Origin of the sequence: Pseudomonas kribbensis, assembly GCF_003352185.1 — a bacterium.
In the GTDB taxonomy this organism is placed as follows: domain Bacteria; phylum Pseudomonadota; class Gammaproteobacteria; order Pseudomonadales; family Pseudomonadaceae; genus Aquipseudomonas; species Aquipseudomonas kribbensis.
In genome coordinates this window covers 2,405,143-2,426,342 of the sequence record NZ_CP029608.1, presented here as the reverse complement: position 1 = coordinate 2,426,342, position 21,200 = coordinate 2,405,143, and the positions used below count along the sequence as shown (strand labels likewise).

The window sequence follows — 21,200 nt, the reverse complement described above, 5'->3', positions numbered from 1 at the left end:
AACCAAGGTCTTGACGACGGAAGTGGTCAGCGCAATGCGCGCAGCCGCGGTTTCGACCGGGGAAAACTCCGATGATTCACTGACGACCCGTGACCGTTGATCGCTTCGTTTGCCTCTGCGTGGCGGGCCTGATGCCCGAACAAAAATCCGACAAAACCTTTTCCTCTCCCTGGCGGTCACTCCTAGAACAGACCAAGACTGGCAACCACGCCGGCATGCGTGCGGGTCATTCGCGACCCGCCGACCTGATCAGAGGAAGCCCAGCCATGAACGATCATCCGCCATCGGGGATGTCCCGACGCCGGTTCCTGATTCTCGGCGCCGTGACAGCGACAGCCTTTGCGCTACCGCCTTTCATCAGCCTCAAGGCCTACGCGGCCAGTCTGGAGCAACCGGCCATGAGCAAAGTGACGCTTGAAGTCAACGGCAAGCCGCAGGCCCTTGATATCGATACCCGCACCACGCTGCTGGATGCTCTTCGCGAGCACCTGCACCTGACCGGCAGCAAAAAAGGCTGCGACCACGGCCAGTGCGGCGCCTGCACGGTGATCGTCGATGGCCGGCGGATCAATTCGTGCCTGACCCTGGCGGTGATGCAGGACGGCGCCAAGGTCACCACCATCGAAGGCCTCGGCATGCCGGACCACCTGCATCCGATGCAAGCGGCGTTCATCAAGCATGACGGTTATCAGTGCGGCTATTGCACGCCGGGGCAGATCTGCTCGGCGGTGGCGGTGCTCAAGGAAATTCGCGACGGCATTCCCAGTCACGCCAGCCCCAGTCTGACCGAGCCGCCGCAACTGATCGTCAGCGAGTTGCAGGAGCGCATGAGCGGCAACATCTGCCGTTGCGGCGCCTACTCCAACATCATCGAAGCCATCAGCGAAGTCGCGGAGGTCTCGGCATGAGAGCGTTCAATTACAGTCGCGCCGATTCCCCCGCCGCAGCCGCTGCACAAGCGGCGCAAACGCAAGGCGCGCGGTTCATCGCCGGCGGCACCAACCTGCTGGACTTGATGAAGCTCGACATCGAAACGCCGCCGCACCTGATTGACGTCAATCATCTGGGACTCGACGGGATCGAAGCGACCGACGACGGCGGCTTGCGCATCGGCGCACTGGTGCGCAACACCGATCTGGCCGCCGACCCGCGTGTGCGCAAAGACTACGGCCTGCTCTCCCGTGCCTTGCTGGCCGGGGCCTCGGGGCAGTTGCGCAACATGGCAACCACCGCCGGCAACCTGCTGCAACGCACCCGTTGCCCGTACTTCTACGACACCAATCAGGCCTGCAACAAACGTAATCCCGGCAGTGGTTGCGCGGCGATTGGTGGGGTCACGCGGCAACTGGGAATCATCGGTGTCAGCGACGCGTGCATCGCCACGCACCCGAGCGACATGGCGATTGCCCTGCGTACGCTGGATGCGCAGATCGAAACCCTCCAACCCGATGGCAGCACCCGGCGCATCGCCATGGCCGATTTCCACTCATTGCCCGGCAGCACACCGCACATCGAAACCGCGCTCACACCCGGGGAATTGATCACTGGCGTTACCCTGCCCGCTCCGGTGGGCGGCACCCACGTCTATCACAAGGTGCGGGACCGTTCGTCCTATGCCTTCGCGCTGGTGTCTGTCGGGTTGATCCTGCAAAAGGACGGCAGCGGCCGCATCGCCGTCGGTGGCATCGCGCCGAAACCCTGGCGCGTCGAGGCCGCAGAAGCGCTGCTGCCTCAAGGCGCGAAAGCCGTCAGTGCACGTCTGCTCGATGGCGCCACGCCCACCCATGACAACCAGTTCAAGGTAACGCTGGTGGAGCGCACGCTCGCCTCGGTGCTGGCCCAAGCGAGGGACGAAGCATGAAATTCGACACGCCCGCCACCACCAATCCGATTGACCAGTTGAAGGTCATCGGCAAACCCACCGACCGCATCGAAGGCCCGCTGAAGACCAGCGGTCAGGCGCCTTACGCCTACGAACAACACGAAGCGGCAAAAAATCAGGCTTACGGCGTCATGGTCGGTGCGGCCATCGCCAAGGGTCGCATCACCCGCATGGATCTGGACGAGGCCCACGCCGCCCCCGGCGTGCTGGCCATCGTCACCGCCGCCAATGCCGGCAAACTCGGCAAGGGCAAATACAACGCCGCACACCTGCTGGCCGGGCCCGAGGTGCAGCACTATCACCAGGCAGTGGCGCTGGTGGTCGCAGAAACCTTCGAACAGGCACGGGCCGCCGCGCAGCTTGTGCATGTCGAGTACGCGACGGATAAAGGCCAGTTCGATCTGGCCGCCGTACGCGATCAGGGCAAGGAACCGAAGGAAGAACTGCCGGACGTCAAACACGGCGATTTCGCCACCGCGTTTGCCGCCGCCCCGGTGCAGTTCGACCAGACCTACAGCACCCCGGACCAGTCCCACGCGATGATGGAACCCCATGCGACACTCGCCGCGTGGCAAGGCGATCAACTGACCCTGTGGACCTCGAACCAGATGATCGCCTGGAGTGTCGGCGACATCGCCACCACCCTCGGCCTGCCCAAAGAAAAAGTGCGGTTGATTTCGCCCTACATCGGCGGCGGTTTCGGCGGCAAGCTGTTCATCCGCGCCGACTCGATCCTCGCCGCACTCGGCGCGCGCCTGGCCAACCGCCCGGTGAAAGTCGCCCTCGCCCGCCCGCAAATCGCCAACAACACCACCCACCGCCCAGCCACCATCCAGCGCATCCGCATGGGCGCCACGGCGGACGGTAAACTGAGCGCCATCGCCCACGAAGGCTGGTCGGGCAACCTGGCCGAGGGCAAGGTCGAAGTCGCCGCGCAGCCGAGTCAGTTGCTCTATGCCGGGGAAAATCGTCTGGTGAGCATGCGCCTCGCACCGCTGGATCTGCCCGAAGGCAACGCCATGCGCGCGCCCGGCGAAACACCCGGTTTGATGGTGCTGGAGATCGCCATGGACGAGATGGCGGAAAAGCTCAAACTCGACCCGATCCAGTTCCGCATCCTCAACGACACCCAGGTCGATCCGGTGAAAACCGAGCGACCGTTCTCCCAACGACGCCTGATCGAATGCCTGCAGACCGGCGCCGAACACTTCGGCTGGGACAAGCGCAATGCAACGCCCGGCACCCGTCGCGAAGGTCGCTGGCTGATCGGCATGGGCGTGGCGGCGGCGATTCGCAACAACCTGCTGGTGAAATCCGGCGCCCGGGTGCGCCTGGAGCGTGACGGCAAGATCACCGTGGAAACCGACATGACCGATATCGGCACCGGCAGCTACACGATCATCGCCCAGACCGCCGCCGAGATGATGGGCGTGGGCCTGGAGGATGTGGTGGTGCATCTGGGGGATTCGAGTTTTCCGGTGTCATCCGGCTCCGGTGGCCAGTTCGGCGCCAATTGCTCGACCGCGGGGGTCTACGCCGCGTGCATGAAACTGCGCGAAGCGGTGACGACGAAACTGGGCATGACCGAGGGTGACGCAGTGTTCGCCGATGGCCAGGTGCAGCTCGGCAACAAACACGTGCCGTTGCGCAACGCCGCGCAAAACGGCGTGATCGAAGCCGAGGACAGCATCGAATTCGCCGACCTCGCCAAGCAGTATCAGCAATCGACCTTCGGCGCGCATTTCGTCGAAGTCGCGGTCGATGCCGCCACCGGCGAAGTGCGCGTGCGTCGCATGCTAGCGGTCTGCGCTGCCGGGCGGATTCTCAACCCGAAATCCGCCCGCAGCCAGGTGATCGGCGCGATGACCATGGGCGTCGGGGCGGCGCTGATGGAAGAGCTCGCAGTGGACAAGCGCCTGGGCTTTTTCGTCAATCACGACCTGGCCGGCTACGAGGTGCCAGTGCACGCCGACATCCCGCATCAGGAGGTGATTTTTCTCGATGAAACCGACCCGATCTCTTCGCCGATGAAGGCCAAGGGCGTGGGCGAACTGGGCATCTGCGGGGTCAGCGCGGCGGTGGCGAACGCAATCTACAACGCCACCGGGGCGCGGGTGCGGGAGTATCCGATTACCCTGGACAAAATTCTCGATTCGCTACCGCCGATGATCTGAATCCGCTCGCGCACCAGCATGGGGTACAAGGGGTCGAGTGACTTCACCAGAGGGCTTTGGTGTAGGTGATCAGGATCCGCGTCTCGTCGGCATCGCGGCTGAACGACGAGCGATAAGTCGCATTGCGCACCCGCAAGGCAACGTCCTTGAACGTGCCGCTTTGAATCACGTATTTCATTTCGGTGTTGCGCTCCCATTCCTGCCCGGTCTTGCCCGCGACCTGGGCGTGGTCGGCGTCGATGTAGCGGCTCATGAAGGTCAGGCCGGGAATGCCCAGGCGCTCGAAATCGAAGTCGTAACGCATTTGCCAGGAACGCTCTTTGGCCTCAGCGAAATCGCCGATCTGCGCGTAGTTGACCAGATAGGCGTCGCTGCCTTCGACATAGGGAAATGCACTTTCACCGAACATCGCCTGATAACCGACACTGACTTTATGCCCGCCGGCGGCATAGCCGACCATGCCGTTCAGTGACTGGTTGTGAATCTTCCCGGCCTTGGCCGCGCCCTGGCTTTCGCTGGAGAAAAACCGCAGATCGCTGCTTACCGTTCCACCGGCCATCGGTCGTGTATCGGTAAGGCCGATGAAGTGCTGATCGTAGACATCGCTCAACGATGCATAGTGATAACTGACCTTGAGATGTTCGTTCACCTGCCGATCCACCCCGACCAGATTCAGGTGCGCGCCCTGGGCGTTGGTCACGAAGCGGTTGTTCTTGTTGTTCAGGGCAATCGGTTCATAGCTCGTATCGTTGCGTCCCTTGACCCGATCAAGTTGCCCCGCCGTCAGCACCACACCGGGCAAATCCTGGGAGGTCACCAACGCGCCGCGAAAAGTTTGCGGCAGGATCATGCCGTCCTGCGGGCGTAGTGTCGGCAGCACGGGAAACAACGAGCCTGCCTTCACTTCGGTTTTTGAAAACTTCACCTTCGCCGTCACCCCAAGCTTGCCGTACTCGCTGGCTGCACGACCGTCGCTGCGCACCGGCAACAAACCGCTGCCAGCGCGATCCGGGCTGGAATCAAGACGCACGCCAACCATGCCCAGCAGATCGACACCGAAACCCACGACGCCCGGGGTAAAACCGGACTCGAACCTGAACATCAGGCCCTGGGCCCATTCCTCGCGCTTCGACTGAAGAGTCGACGGCCCATCACGAAAGTCACGGTTGAAGTAGACGTTGCGGGTTTCGAACGAGGCGTGAGAGTCCGCCAGAAAATCCGCACGGGCTCCATGGCTCAAGCTTGCCAGCAGCAGCGTACCGGCCAGGGTCGACAGTCCATTGCGCATCCCCGAATGAATGAATGCAGTCACGGCGACACCTATGAAATGAGTGGCGAAAGGATCTGAAGAAGCAGGTCAAAAAGCCCTGGCGAGCATCGCGATCAGCCGTTCACCGAACAGCGTCAGCGCCACGCCCAGCAGCACCACCACGGCGCCGGCGATCTTGATCGACGCCGCCGGCCGTACCACTGCGCCGAGCCAGCCGAAGTGATCGATGGCCACCGACGACAGCAGTTGCCCGGCAATCACCAGCACCAGCAGGTTCGCCAGGCCGATGCGCGGCGCCAGCCACACGGTGCAGAAAATCGCCCCGGCGCCAAGCACGCCACCGACCAGACGCCAGCCCGGTTGCGCCGGAATCACACTCAACGCATCGCCCAGTCCGCCGCGCATCCACGCCAGTGCACCTAGCACCAGCATGCCGCTGAGAAACGAGTAGAACGCCGCCGCCAAGGTGTTGCCGGTCATGGCCCCGGCCAACTGACTGTTCACCGCCGCTTGCACGGCAATCGCCACACCGGCCAACAAGGCCAGGGCAAAGGAAATCAGGATCATGACCGTGCACCTCTCAGCAGGAATGCAGCGGGGCGAAATGCTCCGCGAAGGGATCAGGGCTGTAGCCGGCCGCGTTGAACAGGTAGCTGCGCGACTCTTCGGTTGCCCGGTTCAGTTGCTCGCGATCCACGCCCAGCACCACTCCCGCCTGTTTGCGGATGCGCCCGGCGATGATCACGGTGTCGATGTCGCCACGTTCGGCGGCATGCACCACCGTGCCGAGGGCATTGTTCGACGGATAGACGCTGAGGTTGTCGGTGCGGATCAGCACGATGTCGGCCTGTTTGCCGGGGGTGATGCTGCCGATGCGCGCATCGAGGCCGGCACACGCGGCGCCATCGAGAGTCGCAGCCTTGAGCAGTTGCGCGGCGCTGACCAGTTCCGGCGCCGGCTGACCGTGGAAACGTGCACTGTGTGCAGCAGCCCGTTGCAAGTAAAACGCCACGCGCATTTCGCCGAACATGTCACCGCCGTAAGAGCTTTCGTTGTCGACGCTCAGTCCCGGTTGCATGCCGTGATCGACGGCTTTCTGCCAGGCGAAAACCCCGTCTTCCAGGCCATAGTGCGCATCGGAGCGCGGGCAGACGTTCACCTTGACCCCGGCGTGGCGCAGGATCGACCAGCCGTGATCCGGCAAGCAGGTGCAGTGATTGAAAATGTTGTCCGGGCCGAGCAGCCCTTCTTCGTGCAGCGCATCCAGCTCGGCGGCCATGCCGGCACCGAAGAACTCGGTGACGATGCTCAGACCAAGCTCACGGGCGACCGCCCATTGTTCACGGTCGAGCTGCGCCATCATCGCCAGGGTCACCAGCGAATCGGACGATCTGGCGTATTTGTCTTTCAGGCGTCGCAAGTCGCCCGGCCATTGCGTGGATTCCCACTCCCCCGACAACGGCGCGCCCGGCGCATGCACGGCGCGGATGCCGGCGTCGGTCAGGGCATCGATGGCCGCGTCCGAGTGAGCACCGCTGCGAGCGTTGTGCGAGTTGTCGATGATGGTGGTGATGCCGGCGTTGATCGCACCAAGCGCGGTCAGCAGGTTGCCGACGTACATGTCTTGCGGGCGGTAGTATTTGGCGAACGAGAAATGCGTGGCGTTGCAGTAGTCTTCCAGGGTCGGCGAGTTCGGATTGATCCGACGCAACTGACCTTCCCAGGCATGCCGGTGGGTATCGACCATGCCGGGAATCACGATCATGCCTTTGGCGTCGATCACCTCGGCGTCCGGTGCGGACAGACCGTTGCCGACCTCGACAATTTCGGTGCCACGGATCAGCACGTCGCCTTCGATGAAGTTGCCCAGGCGTTCGTCCTGGGTAACGAGGGTTCCGCCCTTGATCAGCAACAGTCGCCGGTCATCGGGCAGCGGTTCGAGCGCAGAGGTCAGAACATCGAAATGAGCATTGAAAGACATGGGTGGCTCCTCGGTAGCGGTCGGCACATTGGCCTGTAGCCGCATTGTCTGACCGGGAGCCTTTATTTAGAATTCCCAAACACCTACACACATTGTGAAGCTGGATATACATAATGCGCGATCAAGAGTTCGGCCATCTCAGGGCGTTTTTTGCCGTTGCACGGGAGCTCAATTTCTCCCGCGCGGCGCAATCGCTGGGGGTTTCGCCGTCGGCGCTGAGCCAGACCATCAAGGGTCTGGAAGAACGCCTGGGTGTGCGCCTGCTCAATCGCACTACGCGCAGCGTGTCGACCACCGAGGCCGGAACCCGGTTGTTCGAACGCCTGGGCGAGATCTTTGCCGACCTGGACGCGGCGCTGGAACAGCTCAACGATTACCGTGACACGCCGGTCGGCACCCTGCGCATCTGCGCGCCGCAGGTGGCGATGCTGCACTTCATCCAGCCGATCCTGCCGTCGTTCCAGGCAGCGTACCCGGACATCAAGCTCGAACTGACCACCGACGACAGCACCGCCGACATCGTCGCCCAGGGCTACGACGCGGCGATTCGTCTCGGTGAGTTCATCGAGCAGGACATGGTCGCACTCAAACTCAGCGAACCCCTGACCCAGATCGCCATCGCCTCGCCGCAGTACCTTGAGGGCAAGCGCCATCCGCAAGAACCGGCCGATCTGCTGGACCATCGCTGCGTGAACTGGCGCCGCTCCGGCGAAACCGGTTTGTACAAATGGCGGTTTTTCCGCGACGGTCTGCCGTTCGAGTTGAGCGTGAAGGGCTCACTTGTGGTGAGTGACTGCGCCGTTGCCATGCAATCGGCGCTGGATGGACTGGGCATCACGGTGTGGATCCGTGAATGGATCAAGGACGAACTGGACAGCGGCGCACTGGTGGCGCTGCTGGAAGAGTGGTCGACACCCTTCCCCGCGTTCTACCTGTATTACCCGAGCAACCGACAGATGTCGTCGGCGCTGCAGGCCTTCATCGCCGCGTTGCGCAAGGCTCACTAGGCGGCGCTTGCCCCGCGCAGGTCGGGGCGCTTTTGGTGACCGCCGTAGAACATCGCCCTGGCGCCAATCGTCAGCAACGACAACAGCGCAAACAGCAACCCGCACCAGATCGTTCCCGGCAGGCCCCAGGTGTCGATGAATATCCCGCCGATCCACGAGCCGAGGGCGATCCCGGCGTTCGCCGCCGAGACATACAGGCTGGTGGCGAACGAGTGCGCTTCGGGCGCGGCGCTGGTCAGCCACATCTGGGTGATGATCATGCCGCTGGTGTGAATCGCGCCCCACAGCAGAACGATCAACAGCATCGAGCCAAGCGATGCGCTGCCGAACGTGGCCAGAATCAGGTAGGCGATGCTCAACAGAATCGGAAACAGCACCGCCGTCGCCACCAGATGCGTCGCCAGCATGCGACCGGCCAGCAGGTTGCCCAGCACCCCGCCCACACCAAAGATCACCAATAGAAAACTGATGGTTTCACCGTCCAGACCGGTCTGGTTTTTCAGGTACTCGGCGGCGTAGCTGTACACCGCAAACTTGGTGGTGAACACCAGCACCGTGGCGATGATCGCCAGCCATACCGCAGGTTTTTTCAGAATCGACAACTGGCTGGCGAAGCTCTCTGGCGCAGCCGTTTGCCGAGGCAGCCTGAGCAACAGGCCGAGCCCGGCCAGCAACGTCGCCACCGCACAGAACAGGATCGACGCCTCATAGGAAAAACGCCCGGCGACCCACGCGGTGATCGGCACGCCGAACACCAGCCCAAGCGTGGTGCCGATGAACGCCACCGTCGTCGCGTGGGTGGCGCGCTCCTTGGGGTACAGCGAAATCGCAGCGGCGAACGCCGCCGAGAAGAACACCGGATGCAGCATCGCCGGAACGATCCGTAGCGCCATCAGTGTCGAATAGTTCGGCGCGTAGGCCGAGAACACGCTGCTGACGGAAAAACACAGCAGCGCGCCGACCAGCACTTTCTTACGGTCGAAACGCGAAAACAGCAACACCAGAAACGGACCGGACAACGCCACGATAAACGCGAACAGACTCATCAAAAGCCCGGCCTGGGCGACGCTGACGCCGAAGCGTTCGACGATCAGCGGCAGGATGCCGACCACGCCGAGCTCCAGGGTGTACAGCCCGAACAGCCCGAGAATGATGAAGGGCATAACGGACATGGGATGGGGGGAACGATTCATAAACACTCATCACATCAGGAAAGAAAATCTACCGGACAGCACAAAACCCTGTGGCAGGCCCTTGATAACTGCCATCACGCAAACCCTGTGGGAGCGGGCTTGCCCGCGAATGCGGTGGGTCAGCGACGGCGTCGCCGACTGACACTCCCTCTTCGCGTGCAAGCTCGCTCCCACAATTGAGTGGTGTCGTACTCAGGATTTGTTGAAATCGACCACGACCTTGCCGAACGCCCCGCGATTGAGATGGGCGAACGCCTCGGGCACCTGATCGAAGGTATAGGTCGCATCGATCACCGGTTTGATGCCGTGGTGATCGACCATCCGCACCAGATCCTCCAGTGCACGACGAGGGCCGACTGCCACGGCGACGATCGATGCACGGCTGCCGAGCAGCGGCATGATCGGTGTGCGTAGTTCGTCGGAGTCGAGCAGGCCGATGATCGATACCCGGCCGCCGGGAACCACCGCCTGCAGCGAACGCCCGAGGTTGTCGCCGCCGGCCATTTCCAGAATGTGATCGGCACCGCGCCCACCGGTCAGCTCCAGCACAGCGGTGTGCCAGTCAGGTGTGGTGGTGCGGTTGATGCCATGAGTGGCGCCCAGCGCAATGGCCAGATCGATCTTGGCGTCGCTGCTGCTGGTGACAATGACGTTCGCGCCACTGGCCGCCGCCAGTTGCACGGCGAACAGCGATACACCGCCAGTGCCCTGCACCACCACGGTTTGCCCCGCATGCAGGTGGCCCAGTTCGATCAGGGCCATCCACGCGGTCAACGCGGCAATCGGCAAGGTGCTGGCCTCGACCGCACTGAGGTGCTTCGGCGCCCGCACACACCAGTCGGCCGGCGTCGCGACGTACTGGGCCAACATGCCCGGAATCGGCCCGCCCTGGGTCGGCATCTCGGCCCAGGTCTTGGGATTGCCGTCGATCCAGTTGGTAATGTAAGTGGAGATGACTTTCTCGCCGATCTGGAAGCGGGTTACGCCCTCACCGACCGCCACCACGGTGCCGGCCATGTCCGACGCTGGCGTGAAGGGAAACTTCAGCGCGGCGGTCATGCCGTTTTCCGCCACTTGAGTGTCGCGGTAATTGAGCGAGACGGCGTCGATTTTGACCAGAACTTCCCCGGCTTTCGGTGCCGGAAGCGGAGCCTGGACGCGGTTGAGGTTGTCGAGGCCGAAAGCGGAAATTTCCCAGCGCTGCATTGTGTCGGACATGGCGATGAACTCGGTGGAGGACTGTGGCGCCGATGATAGAAGCCATGCCCCGTGCCGATTAAGTAGGTCGCCACTCCGTTATATGCGGACGTTTTGTTCCGCAATGACTAAGGTAAATTGATCGCCTTCGGTGAATTCGAGAGTCGTGATGGACAGCCTGACTGCGTTGAACGTGTTTGTTTCAGTGGCGGAAACCCGCAGTTTTGTCGCCAGCGGGCGTCTGCTGGGTGTATCAGCGTCGGCCATCGGCAAAAGCATCGCCCGCCTGGAAGAACGCTTTGGTGTGCGCCTGTTCAACCGCAGCACGCGTAGCGTCACCTTGACCGAAGACGGCACCCGGTTTCTGCAACGCAGCCTGCGCATCCTCGCCGAGATCGAAGCGGCGGAAGTCGAGTTTTCCCAGACCAACGCGACTCCGCGCGGTCGCCTGAAAATCAGCCTGCCGCTGGTGGGCGAGCCGTTCCTTCCGGTGCTGGCCCGCTTCAAGAAAACCTATCCGGCGGTGGACCTTGACCTGACGTTCGATGACCGTCGCGTCGATGTGATCGAGGAAGGCTACGACGCAGTGTTGCGTGCCGGCGATGTCCCGGACTCCAGCCTCACGTCGCGCCTGATCGGCAGCTACCGGATGATTCTGGTCGGTGCCCCGGAATACTTTCAGGCCCATGGAATACCGCAACAAGCCACCGACCTGCTGAGCCATGCGTGCATTCAGTTTCGTTTTCCCAACACCGGAAAACTGCAGGTCTGGCCGTTGCGCGAGGCAGGCCAGGAAGTCGATCTGCAAGTGCCGACTTCGATGGTCTGCAACAACCTCGAAGCGCGCATCTGCTTCGCCCTGCAAGGCCTGGGGATCGCTTACTTGCCGGACTTCTGCGTCGGCGAGGCACTGGCTGACGGTCGACTGCAACGCATACTGCCGGACTGTGCGGAGACCGGGGTCTACCGGATCATGTGGCCTTCGGGCAAGCACCCGCAGTTGAAACTCCGCGTGTTCATCGACTTCCTCAAGGAGCATCTGTTTCCTGAGCAACGTCTGGTTTGAATCGAGCGTTCAACCAACCAGCGCAATCAACTGCTGCCGCTGTGCATCGGTCAGCATCGGCCCGAACCCGGCGCCGGCGTTGTCGGCCATGTAACGTGGATTGCCGGTGCCGGGGATTACGCAAGTCACCGCCGTGTTCGAGAGCAGAAACTTCAGCGCCAGTTGCGGCCAGCTGTTGACCTGTACGTCCGACACCCAGCCTGGCAGGGGTTTGCCTTTGAGCCGGGTCAGCAACCCGCCACCGCCAAACGGCCGATTGCAGATCACCGCCACACCCCGTTCGCGGCACAACGGCAGGATGCGTTTTTCCACGCCACGGTCATTGAGGGCGTAATTGATTTGCAGGAAGTCGAGCGGTTCGGCCCTCAACACCGCTTCCACTTCCTCGTAGGCCGAGGGCGTGTAATGGGTGATGCCGATGTAGCGGATGCGGCCCTGTTCCTTCCATTCGCGCAGGGTCGGCAGATGGGTTTGCCAGTCCAGCAGGTTGTGGATCTGCATCAGGTCGATGCGATCGGTACGCAGCAGGCGAAAGGAGTTTTCCATCTGCGCGATGCCCTCCTCGCGTCCGCGGGTCCACACCTTGGTCGCCAGAAACGCCGGTGAGCGTGGTTCGTGAATCGACAACAACTCGCCGGTGGTTTCTTCGGCGCGGCCATACATCGGTGAGCTGTCGATCAGCGTGCCGCCCTTTCTGAACAGCTCGTCGAGCACCGCCGGCAATTGCCTGTAAGCGGGGTCGCCGGGCGCGACATCGAAGCCGCGATAGGTGCCCAGCCCTACCAACGGCAGCAGCTCGGAGCTGGAAGGGATGGCGCGGGTCTGCATGGTCTGGCCTCCTGGGGCACTCGACGACGTGGCGGCAGCCAACGCCCGGTCAAACGTGAAAACGGTCGTTATCCCCGCCGCCAGCTCGAGCAGACGGCGGCGGGAATAGCCCTCAGTGTGGCTCATGCTAGCTTCTCTGTCGGATGGATCTGTTGCACCTTGTGTGCAGCGGCGGTCACCGGGGAAGGCTCAACTACACTGCATTGGCGAACCCTCACGCCCCGTTAAAGTTAGTCGAATGTCCAGAATCCTGATGTCACTCGTCGCTTTGCTGCTGGCCCTGTACCTGATCCTGTGTGCAGCGCTGTTCGTGTTCCAGCGCTCGCTGATCTATTTTCCGCAGGCGGGCTCAGTGGATTCGGCGGAATCGCGGATGACCCTGACCATGGCCGATGCGGACATTCGCGTCAGTGTCCGCGAGCATTCCGGGGCGCGGGCGTTGATCTACTTCGGCGGCAATGCCGAGGACGTTTCGCGCAATCTGCCGGCGTTTGCCGAGGCCTTTCCCGACTACGCGATCTACCTGCTGCACTATCGCGGTTTTGGCGGCAGCGGCGGTTCGCCGTCCGAAGAGGCGATTGCCCGGGACGCCCTGGGGTTGTTCGACCAGGTGTTTTCCAGGCATCCGCAGATTACGCTGATCGGGCGCAGCCTCGGTTCCGGCGTCGCGGTGCGGCTGGCCAGTCAGCGGCCGGTGACCCGGCTGGTTCTGGTCACACCCTACAACAGCCTCCAGGAACTCGCCGTCCGGCATTACCCGTGGGTGCCGGTGAAATGGCTGCTCAAGGAGCGTTACGAATCCGGCAAATACGCCGAGCATATCCGCGCGCCGACCCTGCTGCTGGCGGCGAGCGATGACGAGGTGGTGCCACGGGGCAGCAGCGAACGCCTGCTGCGCAATTTCCCGGATGGCGTGGCGACCCTGAAAGAGGTGCCGGAAGCGACGCACAATTCGATTTCCGAACGCCCGCAATACCTGCAATGGATGAAGGAAGTGTTGAACCGGTGAGCGGCCACTGCGCAGTTCGTCGGCCTCCGGACAAAGCCATGGGCACCCCGTGAACCAAGTGCAGAAAGGCCAGTCCTACTCGCGCCGCATTCGCGGTTAACTCCCTGTCAGCGCTGTCTTTTTTCAGAGTCCTGCGTCCCATGCGCCACGCCGTTCGTTCGTCTCGCTTCGTATCGCTGTGCCTGTTGATCCTCTCCCCTCTGCTCGCTCCCACTGCCCATGCCGGCGCGGAACGACAACTGGCGGCCGCCATCAATGACCTGCGCGCCCATCCCCAACGCTGTGACCGGCGTGCGGCACAACGCCTGGCGCCGTTGGCGCTCAAGCAGAACATTGCGTTGCCCATCGGCTATGGCTACGGCGGCGGGTTGCGCGAGCAGTTGAAGTCTTCCGGTTATGCGGCGGTGGCCGTGCGCAGCATCCGCATTGTCGGGGCCGAGGATGCCGAAGAGGCGTTCGATCAATTGCAGGACGAACATTGCAGCGCACTGATCGACGCGCAGTACGCCGACATCGGCATCAGCCGCGCCCGCAGTGAATGGCAAGTGGTACTGGCCCGGCCGGTGATCGACAGTCGCATGGGCGACAACCGCAGCGTCGGCAAGGCCCTGCTGGCGCAAGTCAACGCCGCCCGCGCCCGGCCCCGGATGTGCGGACGCCAGCGTTTCGCCGCCGCCCGCCCCTTGAGCTGGAACCCGTCCCTCGGCGCCGCCGCCCAGGGCCATAGCAAGGCCATGGCCTACGGCAACTACTTCGCTCACCAGGACCCGGACGGCGACATGCCGGCCGACCGTGCCCACGCCGCCGGCTACCGTGGCCGGCAGATCGGAGAGAACATCGCCGCCGGGCAAAGCTCACCCGGCAGCGCGATGGCCGGCTGGCTCGCCAGCCCCGGGCACTGCGCCAACCTGATGAACCCGATGTTCACCCAGGTCGGCGCCGGTTTTGCCAGTGATGCCCGCAGTGACAACGGTGTGTACTGGACGATGCTGTTCGGCGCGCCCTGACTCACTTCGGCCGGCGCACCGCCCGGACGCTGCTGGTGTCCCCACCGCCACAGTAGAAGCGTTCACCGCCATCGGCCTCCAGTCCCGAGACGCCGATCCCGCTGGGCAACGCGAGGCTTTCCAGCACCTCGCCGTTGCCCGGATCGACACGCCGGATCTCGCTTTCATCGCCCTCCCACGTCCCATGCCACAGCGCACCGTCAACCCAGGTCACGCCGGTGACAAAGCGGTTTGACTCCAGCGTGCGGAGGATCTTGCCGGTTTCCGGGTCGATCTGATGAATCTTGCGCTCGCGATACTGGCCGACCCACAACGTGCCCTCGGCCCAGGCCATGCCCGAGTCACCACCACCGCCGGGAGCCGCGATGGTATGGAGCACCTTGCCGGTGGCCGAATCGATCTTGTGGATACGGCGGTCGGCAATCTGATACAGATGCTTGCCGTCGAATGCCGTGCCGCCATCAGCCCCGATCTTGATCGTGCGCACGGTTTCGCCGCTGGCCGGGTCCAGCGCATTGAGCTGGCCGTCACTGGCGAACCAGACCTGCTGGCCGTCGAAAGTCACACCATGGACGCCGTGGATGCCTTCGAACGGGCCGTATTCACGAAGGATTTCTGCGTTTGCCTGTTTCATTTCGGTTGCCTCGTTGAGTGGTGAGTCCAGCCTAGCCATTGCCCAACGACACCGGGAGTAACAAGATCGTCGCGAAACCCGGCACCGGCGGGGTCAGCCAGCGTCGCGCACGGCCGACACCGAATGCCTGGACCTTGCCTTGCGCGGCCAGGGTTTCCAGGGCCCGTTGTATCTGGCGCTGACTGCTGCCCAGCGCAAGCGCCAGTGCCGAACTCGACCATGCCTCGCCGTCGGCGAGCAGGGCCAGCAGTGCCGCGTGCTTGTCTTCGAGGGGTAACGTCAGCAGCGCAACGTCTTGCGCGACCAGCGCATAGCCACGGGAAGTCGCAGTGATTCCGGCCAGTGGTTTCAGTGCAGCGCGCAGCCGGCCGATCTCGACCCGCAATCGGACGCGGTGGGATTCATCATCGAGTTTCAAACGAAAGGCCCTGGCGATCAGCGTCTCTCGGGGAACATCCCCGGGCCAGGCTTCGGCGAGCAGTTGCAGCACATTGAACAACACCGGTCGTGTAGCCAGCACCACCGTCATGCCGGCACCGCGCACGCTGTAGCGACAGGCATCCACCACCAGCGTCGCAGACGCAAACAAGGCTTCGACCTGAGCGAGCGTGACCGTTTTCACGTCACCGGCAATGCGCAATCGGGCGGCGGGAGTGTCGAGGGTTTGCCGGGCGTGTTCGATCTCCGCCAGGAGCGCCGGAATGTCGGCCAGCCGCGCCGCCCGTTGCGCACGTTCCAGTGCCGATTGCGCCTTGTGCGCCTGCACACGCCGCAGCGCGATCCCGGCTGACATCAGTTCATGGGCGGCGCGCAAGGCCGGGGGTAACGGTGCAGGCTCCTGTTCATCGAGCAGCGCGTCAGCCTCATTCAACTGCCCGATCAACAACAACCGACGAATCTGCAGATAGCGCGCGTGTGCCGCATTGAGTCGGTCGCCGTGCCCCTGCAAGACCTGCCGCGCCGCCTCCAGCGCCTTCACCGGCCAGCCCAGGTCCCGCGCCGCCAGCGCCACTTCCGCCTCGGCCACCACGCAGCGCGCCCGGGACAAGGGCTCGTTGGCGCCGAACGCTTTTACCGCCCGTTGCAGCAATGCCTTGGCCCGCGCCATGTCGCCGAGCTGGGCCATGGCGATTCCGCGCAGGGCCAGAGCCGGTGGATCTTCTCGCAGAGCCACGAAATTCAGCGCCGCCAGCGGGTCACCCGCCGCCAGGGCTCGGCCGGCGGCGTTGATCAGCGAGTCCATGACATAGGCGCCACAGTGGGTACTCCAGTGAAGGGATACCCCGGTTTAGTCCAGATCCTGTGCAGGCACCAGTCTGGGCCTGCGGAAAAACGACTGACGCGGGACGACTCAGACCGGTGAAATCGTCGCCAGAACACCGATCATGATGGTCAACACGAGAAAGCCGCCGAGGAAAAACGCCATCTTAGCCATGAAGGCCTCCTGAATACTGAATGTCCGGCGCACCGGGCGCTTCGGAATGAAGCGCGTCGCGTATGGCCGAACGGCAAGGGTATTTTGGGCCTATGGCTGAGACGGTTACAGATGCAGATTCAACCGGAAAAAGCGGATCAGATGGATTCGGCCCGCGCATGTGTCGATATTCAGACCGGTACAGAGGGTTCCCATTGCGCCGCTTTGATCTAGAGTCATGGGCGCCGCGCCAAGAACAACAAAAAATACAGGAGTGAAACCATGTCCGAACTGAATCTGCACCCCAACGCCGCCGAGTCCCTGAACCGCTGGCACGACATGATCCGTACCGGCGACCTGAAGGCACTGCCCGACCTGCTCGATCCCAAAGCCGTGTTCCGCTCGCCGATGGCCCACACGCCTTACCCCGGCGCACCGGTGGTCTCGATGATCCTCAACACCGTGTTCAACGTGTTCGAAGACTTCAAATACCACCGAGAGCTGGCGACAGCGGATGGCTTGAACGTGGTGCTGGAATTCAGCGCGAAGGTCGGGGCGAAAGAGCTGAAAGGCATCGACATGATCCGCTTCGATGAACAGGGGAAGATTGTTGAATTTGAGGTGATGGTGCGGCCGTTGAGCGGGTTGCAGGCGCTGGGGGAAGAGATGGGACGGCGGCTTGGGGCTTATCTGGCTAACGCCAAAGCCTGAAACCCGGACACAAAAAAGCCCACTGACCGTCACCGGTTCAGTGGGCTTTGTGTGTCAGGCGTCTGAATTACAGAGCCATGTCACGTGCAGCGCTTTCTTTCGGAGCCTGTGGCTTTTCAGCCGAAGCAGGTGCCGCCGCAGGTGCAGCCTGGCCAATCGCCGGAGGCGTTGGCAGTTGCAGGATCTTGGCGGTGTAAGCCCACTCTTCGGCCACTTTGGCTGGATCGTTGTTCAGCTGAGTGCCGTAGCTCGGAACGATCTGGTGCAGCTTGGCTTGCCACTCAGGGGTAGCGACCTTGTCCTTGAAGACTTTCTGCAGCACGCTCAGCATGATCGGTGCAGCGGTCGATGCGCCTGGGGATGCGCCCAGCAGACCGGCGATGGAGCCGTCTTTCGAAGCAACGATTTCGGTGCCCAGTTTCAGCACGCCGCCAGCGGCTTCATCACGCTTGATGATCTGCACGCGCTGGCCGGCTTGCCACAGGCGCCAGTCTTCGGCTTTCGCGTTCGGGAAGTATTCCTTCAGCGCGTTCATGCGGTCTTCATCCGACAGCATCAGTTGACCGGCCAGGTACTCGACCAGCGGGTATTCCTTGATGCCGACCTTGGTCATAGGCCAGATGTTGTGGGTGGTGGTGCTGGTCAGCAGGTCCAGGTACGAACCTTCTTTCAGGAACTTGGTGCTGAAGGTTGCGAACGGGCCAAACAGGATGACGCGCTTGCCGTCCAGGACACGGGTGTCCAGGTGCGGAACGGACATCGGAGGCGCGCCAACGGATGCTTTACCGTAGGCCTTGGCCAGGTGCTGCTCGGCGATGGCCGGGTTATCGGTCACCAGGAACGAGCCGCCTACCGGGAAGCCAGCGTATTCCTTGGCTTCTTCGATACCGGACTTCTGCAGCAGGTGCAGGGCACCGCCGCCGGCGCCGATGAACACGAACTTGGCGTCGGTTTCAGTCTTGGTGCCGTCTTTCAGGTTCTTGTAGCTGACGCGCCAGGTGCCGTCGGCGTTCTTGGTGATGTCCTGTACTTCGCTCGACAGTTTCAGATCGAAGTTAGGTTTGGTCTGCAAGTAACCGGCGAACTGGCGGGTGATTTCGCCGAAGTTCATGTCGGTACCCAGCGGGCTCCAGGTGGCCGCGATTTTCTGGTTCGGGTCACGCCCTTCCATCATCAGCGGGACCCACTTCTTGATCACGGCCGGGTCTTCGGAGTACTGCATGCCGGCGAACAGCGGGCTCGCCTGCAGGGCTTCGTAGCGCTTTTTCAGGAACTTGATGTTGTCATCGCCCCACACGAAGCTCATGTGCGGAGTGGTGTTGATGAACGAGCGAGGGTTCTTCAGAACGCCTTGCTGAACCTGCCAGGCCCAGAACTGACGGGAAACCTGGAACGCTTCGTTGATCTCGACGGCTTTCGGGATCGTTACGTTACCTTTGTCGTCTTCCGGGGTGTAGTTCAGCTCGGCCAGGGCGGAGTGACCGGTACCGGCGTTGTTCCAGCCGTTGGAGCTTTCCAGGGCGACGCCGTCGAGGCGCTCGACCATTTCCATCGACCAGCTCGGTTCCAGCTCATTGATCCACACACCCAGGGTGGTGCTCATGATGCCGCCGCCGATCAGCAGGACGTCGACTTTCTTTGCTTCTGCGGCATTGGCGGAAGACATCCCCATCGCCAAAGCCAGCCCCAGCAAGGCTGTGTTCACTTTTTTAAACATCTGTTGCACCTATGATAAAACGCCTTCCGCCCGCCGCTGTTGTGCGTATGCGTTCCCCTTTTTTCGCGACACTCAGGCCAGCGTCGCGGGTTCCGGCACACTTCAATTTTGACGGGTGGGCACACAAGGCCGACAGGCTGCGTCGACCTCAGTTATATGTCCCTTCTGAACTGACTTTTTATCATTATTGGCTTCAGCTACTTGAGCGACAGGGGTTCGGTCGGCCCGCCAAAAAGCGCGCCAGACTGAATTAGGTCAAACCAAGTGGCGCGAAGAATATCACGTCAGGGCAAACCCGCGCGTCTGTTCCCGACTTGATGGTCTTTATCCGCCCAGAGACTTATCGGCGGCCAATCGCCGAACATGACCCCGGCAGTGCCTCTGGCTGAAGCCTTTCAGGCATTTGATCGCCTTTTCCCCGCTCGCCTGCGGCCTTGCACTTGTTACAAATGAAGTAGACGGCGCCCGCCTCACAACCGGAAACGATCCACCGACTGCGCCAGCCGCCCCGCCAGATTCGACAACTCGTCCGTCGTATTCGCCGTCTCGCCTATCACCTTGCTGTTGCCTTCCGACATGCCGGCGATCATCTCCACCTGATGGGCGATTTCGTTGCTGGCCTGGCTCTGTTCGCCGATGGTGCGGGTAATGTCGTTGACCAGTTGCGTGGTGTTCAGGGTGGCGTCGAGGATTTCGCGAATGGCGCGTTCGACATCGGCGGTGACGGCCATGCCCTTGTCGACCTGGGCCACGCCCGCCTCCATGCTGCTGACCGCTTCGCGGGTGCTGTTCTGGATGCGCGCGACCATCGCGGCGATTTCCTGGGTCGAGGCGCTGGTGCGGGCAGCCAGGCTGCGCACTTCATCAGCGACCACCGCAAACCCTCTGCCCTGCTCACCGGCCCGGGCCGCTTCGATAGCCGCATTGAGCGCCAGCAGATTGGTCTGGTCGGCGATGCTCTTGATCACCTGAATGATGTTGAAGATGCCTTCGGACTCATGGTCCAGGGTGCGGATCACCTGTGCCGACTGCTGAGCGGAGCGGGCGATGTCGTCCATGTCGCTGACCACTTGATGGATCACCTGCCCACCGTTCTTGGCCAATGACTCGGCCTGATTCGCCATGCTCAGGGCCCGCTCGGCATGGCGGGTGATTTCCTCGATGCTGGCGGTCATCTGGCTCGCGGCAGCGGCCATGGTGCCTGCGGCGGTGCTTTGTTGCTGGCTGCTGTCCGCCACCCGATGGCAACCATGGCTCAGTTGCTCGCTCATGCCGCTGACACCATGGGCATTACGCCGCACCACGTCGATCATGTCCCGCAGATCCCGCTGCATGGTCGCCAGGGTGCGGATCAGCGTGCTGGCTTCGTCCTTGCCGGAAGGCTCGGCGATCGGTTCGCTGAGGTTGCCATGAGCAATGCTTTCGGCGATGCGACTGGCGGTTTTCAGCGGGCCCGTGATGCTCAGGATCACCCAGCGCCCCTGCACCAACAGCAATAACAGACTGGCGATCAGCACGATGCCGAGGGCGATGTTGGCATTGCGGATCGCGGCTTCGGTGCCTTGGCTGGTCTGCCGGGTGTTGGTTTCAATCAGCTCGCTCAGAGACGCCATCTGCTCTTCGAGCTGGCTGAACGCAGCGCTGAAGGTGCCGAGTTCCTGTTGCGCCGTGTCGGGATTGTCCAGCGCCAGCCCGACAATCCGCTCGCCCGCGTTGATGTAAGTGTCGAGGCTCGGCTTGATCTGCTCCAGCGCGGCCCGGATCGTGGCATCGAGCGGCAATTTCAGGTTTTCGCCCAGCACCTCGCGAAAATGCCCGGCGTGCTCTTCGACAGAACTGCGCACTCCGTCCGCCGTGCCGGTGCTTTTGCCCAGCCCCACCAGCATCGCCGAATAGACATCGGCGCGCAGGGCGTCGTGCATCATGTCGGCTTCCATGTGATTGCGCAGCGCGCTCATGCTGACCGCATTGGCACTGACTGCCGACGCCATGCGCTGATTGCCGACATAGCTGACCAGGCTCACGATCAGCGCCGTCAGCAGGCTGGTCGCAATCAGCAGCACCAAACGCAGTTTGATCGACACGGTGATTTCCTCCCTGGTCGCGCCGC

17 protein-coding genes and 2 pseudogenes are annotated in these 21,200 nt (G+C 62.6%); 8 read left to right on the top strand and 11 right to left on the bottom strand.

Features of this window, described 5'->3' with window-relative positions:
- Positions 1-266: 266 nt before the first annotated feature.
- Genes paoA through paoC form a run of 3 tightly spaced genes read left to right on the top strand, consistent with a single transcriptional unit; the run spans position 267 to position 4,056 of the window.
- On the top strand, positions 267-908 hold the full coding sequence (gene paoA / locus DLD99_RS11215) for an aldehyde dehydrogenase iron-sulfur subunit PaoA (RefSeq protein ID WP_114882234.1): 642 nt from the start codon (positions 267-269) through the stop codon (positions 906-908).
- A complete protein-coding gene (locus tag DLD99_RS11210; RefSeq protein WP_114882233.1) occupies positions 905-1,861 on the top strand; it encodes an FAD binding domain-containing protein in 957 nt (318 codons plus the stop codon). Before paoA ends, DLD99_RS11210 begins: the two co-directional genes overlap by 4 nt.
- Positions 1,858-4,056, top strand: coding sequence for an aldehyde oxidoreductase molybdenum-binding subunit PaoC (gene paoC / locus DLD99_RS11205; protein ID WP_114882232.1), 2,199 nt, complete (start codon positions 1,858-1,860; stop codon positions 4,054-4,056). Before DLD99_RS11210 ends, paoC begins: the two co-directional genes overlap by 4 nt.
- Before the next feature lie 43 nt (positions 4,057-4,099).
- Here the strand turns inward: paoC and DLD99_RS11200 are convergent, their stop codons facing one another.
- The 3 genes from DLD99_RS11200 to DLD99_RS11190 all read right to left on the bottom strand — a co-directional run bounded on the left by DLD99_RS11200 (position 4,100) and on the right by DLD99_RS11190 (position 7,307).
- A complete protein-coding gene (locus DLD99_RS11200) occupies positions 4,100-5,344 on the bottom strand; it encodes an OprD family porin (RefSeq protein ID WP_244220806.1) in 1,245 nt (414 codons plus the stop codon).
- Between the two features lie 69 nt (positions 5,345-5,413).
- Positions 5,414-5,893, bottom strand: coding sequence for a DMT family transporter (locus DLD99_RS11195; protein WP_085708666.1), 480 nt, complete (start codon positions 5,891-5,893; stop codon positions 5,414-5,416).
- Between the two features lie 13 nt (positions 5,894-5,906).
- Complete coding sequence (locus DLD99_RS11190; RefSeq protein WP_244220789.1) at positions 5,907-7,307, bottom strand: amidohydrolase family protein; 1,401 nt, start codon at positions 7,305-7,307, stop codon at positions 5,907-5,909.
- A 113-nt stretch (positions 7,308-7,420) separates the two neighbouring features.
- Here DLD99_RS11190 and DLD99_RS11185 point away from each other — a divergent pair, with 113 nt between their 5' ends.
- Positions 7,421-8,314: a LysR family transcriptional regulator gene (locus DLD99_RS11185; protein ID WP_085708667.1), complete on the top strand. Its 894-nt coding sequence runs from the start codon at positions 7,421-7,423 to the stop codon at positions 8,312-8,314.
- Here DLD99_RS11185 and DLD99_RS11180 read toward each other — a convergent pair.
- Both DLD99_RS11180 and DLD99_RS11175 read right to left on the bottom strand, forming a co-directional pair.
- Positions 8,311-9,507, bottom strand: a complete 1,197-nt coding sequence (locus tag DLD99_RS11180; protein WP_114882230.1) for an MFS transporter — start codon at positions 9,505-9,507, stop codon at positions 8,311-8,313. The genes DLD99_RS11185 and DLD99_RS11180 overlap by 4 nt on opposite strands.
- Positions 9,508-9,699: 192 nt before the next feature.
- Positions 9,700-10,725: a zinc-dependent alcohol dehydrogenase family protein gene (locus DLD99_RS11175; protein WP_114882229.1), complete on the bottom strand. Its 1,026-nt coding sequence runs from the start codon at positions 10,723-10,725 to the stop codon at positions 9,700-9,702.
- A 148-nt stretch (positions 10,726-10,873) separates the two neighbouring features.
- Here DLD99_RS11175 and DLD99_RS11170 point away from each other — a divergent pair, with 148 nt between their 5' ends.
- Positions 10,874-11,770, top strand: coding sequence for a LysR family transcriptional regulator (locus DLD99_RS11170; protein ID WP_114882228.1), 897 nt, complete (start codon positions 10,874-10,876; stop codon positions 11,768-11,770).
- A gap of 9 nt (positions 11,771-11,779) precedes the next feature.
- Here the strand turns inward: DLD99_RS11170 and DLD99_RS11165 are convergent, their stop codons facing one another.
- A complete protein-coding gene (locus tag DLD99_RS11165; protein WP_208647520.1) occupies positions 11,780-12,724 on the bottom strand; it encodes an aldo/keto reductase in 945 nt (314 codons plus the stop codon).
- A 112-nt stretch (positions 12,725-12,836) separates the two neighbouring features.
- Here DLD99_RS11165 and DLD99_RS11160 point away from each other — a divergent pair, with 112 nt between their 5' ends.
- On the top strand, positions 12,837-13,607 hold the full coding sequence (locus DLD99_RS11160; protein WP_114882226.1) for an alpha/beta hydrolase: 771 nt from the start codon (positions 12,837-12,839) through the stop codon (positions 13,605-13,607).
- Positions 13,608-13,747: 140 nt separating this feature from the next.
- Positions 13,748-14,614: a CAP domain-containing protein gene (locus DLD99_RS11155; protein ID WP_114882225.1), complete on the top strand. Its 867-nt coding sequence runs from the start codon at positions 13,748-13,750 to the stop codon at positions 14,612-14,614.
- Between the two features lies 1 nt (position 14,615).
- On the opposite strand, the gene DLD99_RS11150 is transcribed toward DLD99_RS11155, so the two are convergent.
- Entirely contained in the window at positions 14,616-15,248 is a 633-nt protein-coding gene (locus DLD99_RS11150) for a Vgb family protein (RefSeq protein WP_114882224.1), read from the bottom strand.
- Positions 15,249-15,279: 31 nt separating this feature from the next.
- Positions 15,280-16,491 (bottom strand): helix-turn-helix domain-containing protein, encoded by a 1,212-nt coding sequence (locus tag DLD99_RS11145; protein ID WP_114882223.1) that lies wholly within the window; start codon positions 16,489-16,491, stop codon positions 15,280-15,282.
- Between the two features lie 453 nt (positions 16,492-16,944).
- Between DLD99_RS11145 and DLD99_RS11135 the strand changes: the two genes are divergently transcribed.
- Entirely contained in the window at positions 16,945-17,373 is a 429-nt protein-coding gene (locus DLD99_RS11135; protein WP_114882222.1) for a nuclear transport factor 2 family protein, read from the top strand.
- A gap of 67 nt (positions 17,374-17,440) precedes the next feature.
- Here DLD99_RS11135 and mqo read toward each other — a convergent pair whose 3' ends face one another.
- The 3 genes and pseudogenes from mqo to DLD99_RS29630 all read right to left on the bottom strand — a co-directional run.
- Complete coding sequence (gene mqo, locus DLD99_RS11130; RefSeq protein ID WP_085708677.1) at positions 17,441-19,090, bottom strand: malate dehydrogenase (quinone); 1,650 nt, start codon at positions 19,088-19,090, stop codon at positions 17,441-17,443.
- Between the two features lie 470 nt (positions 19,091-19,560).
- Positions 19,561-20,154: pseudogene (locus DLD99_RS29635) on the bottom strand (methyl-accepting chemotaxis protein); the annotation flags it as partial.
- A 309-nt stretch (positions 20,155-20,463) separates the two neighbouring features.
- Positions 20,464-21,114, bottom strand: a pseudogene (locus tag DLD99_RS29630) (methyl-accepting chemotaxis protein); the annotation flags it as partial.
- Positions 21,115-21,200 lie beyond the last annotated feature (86 nt).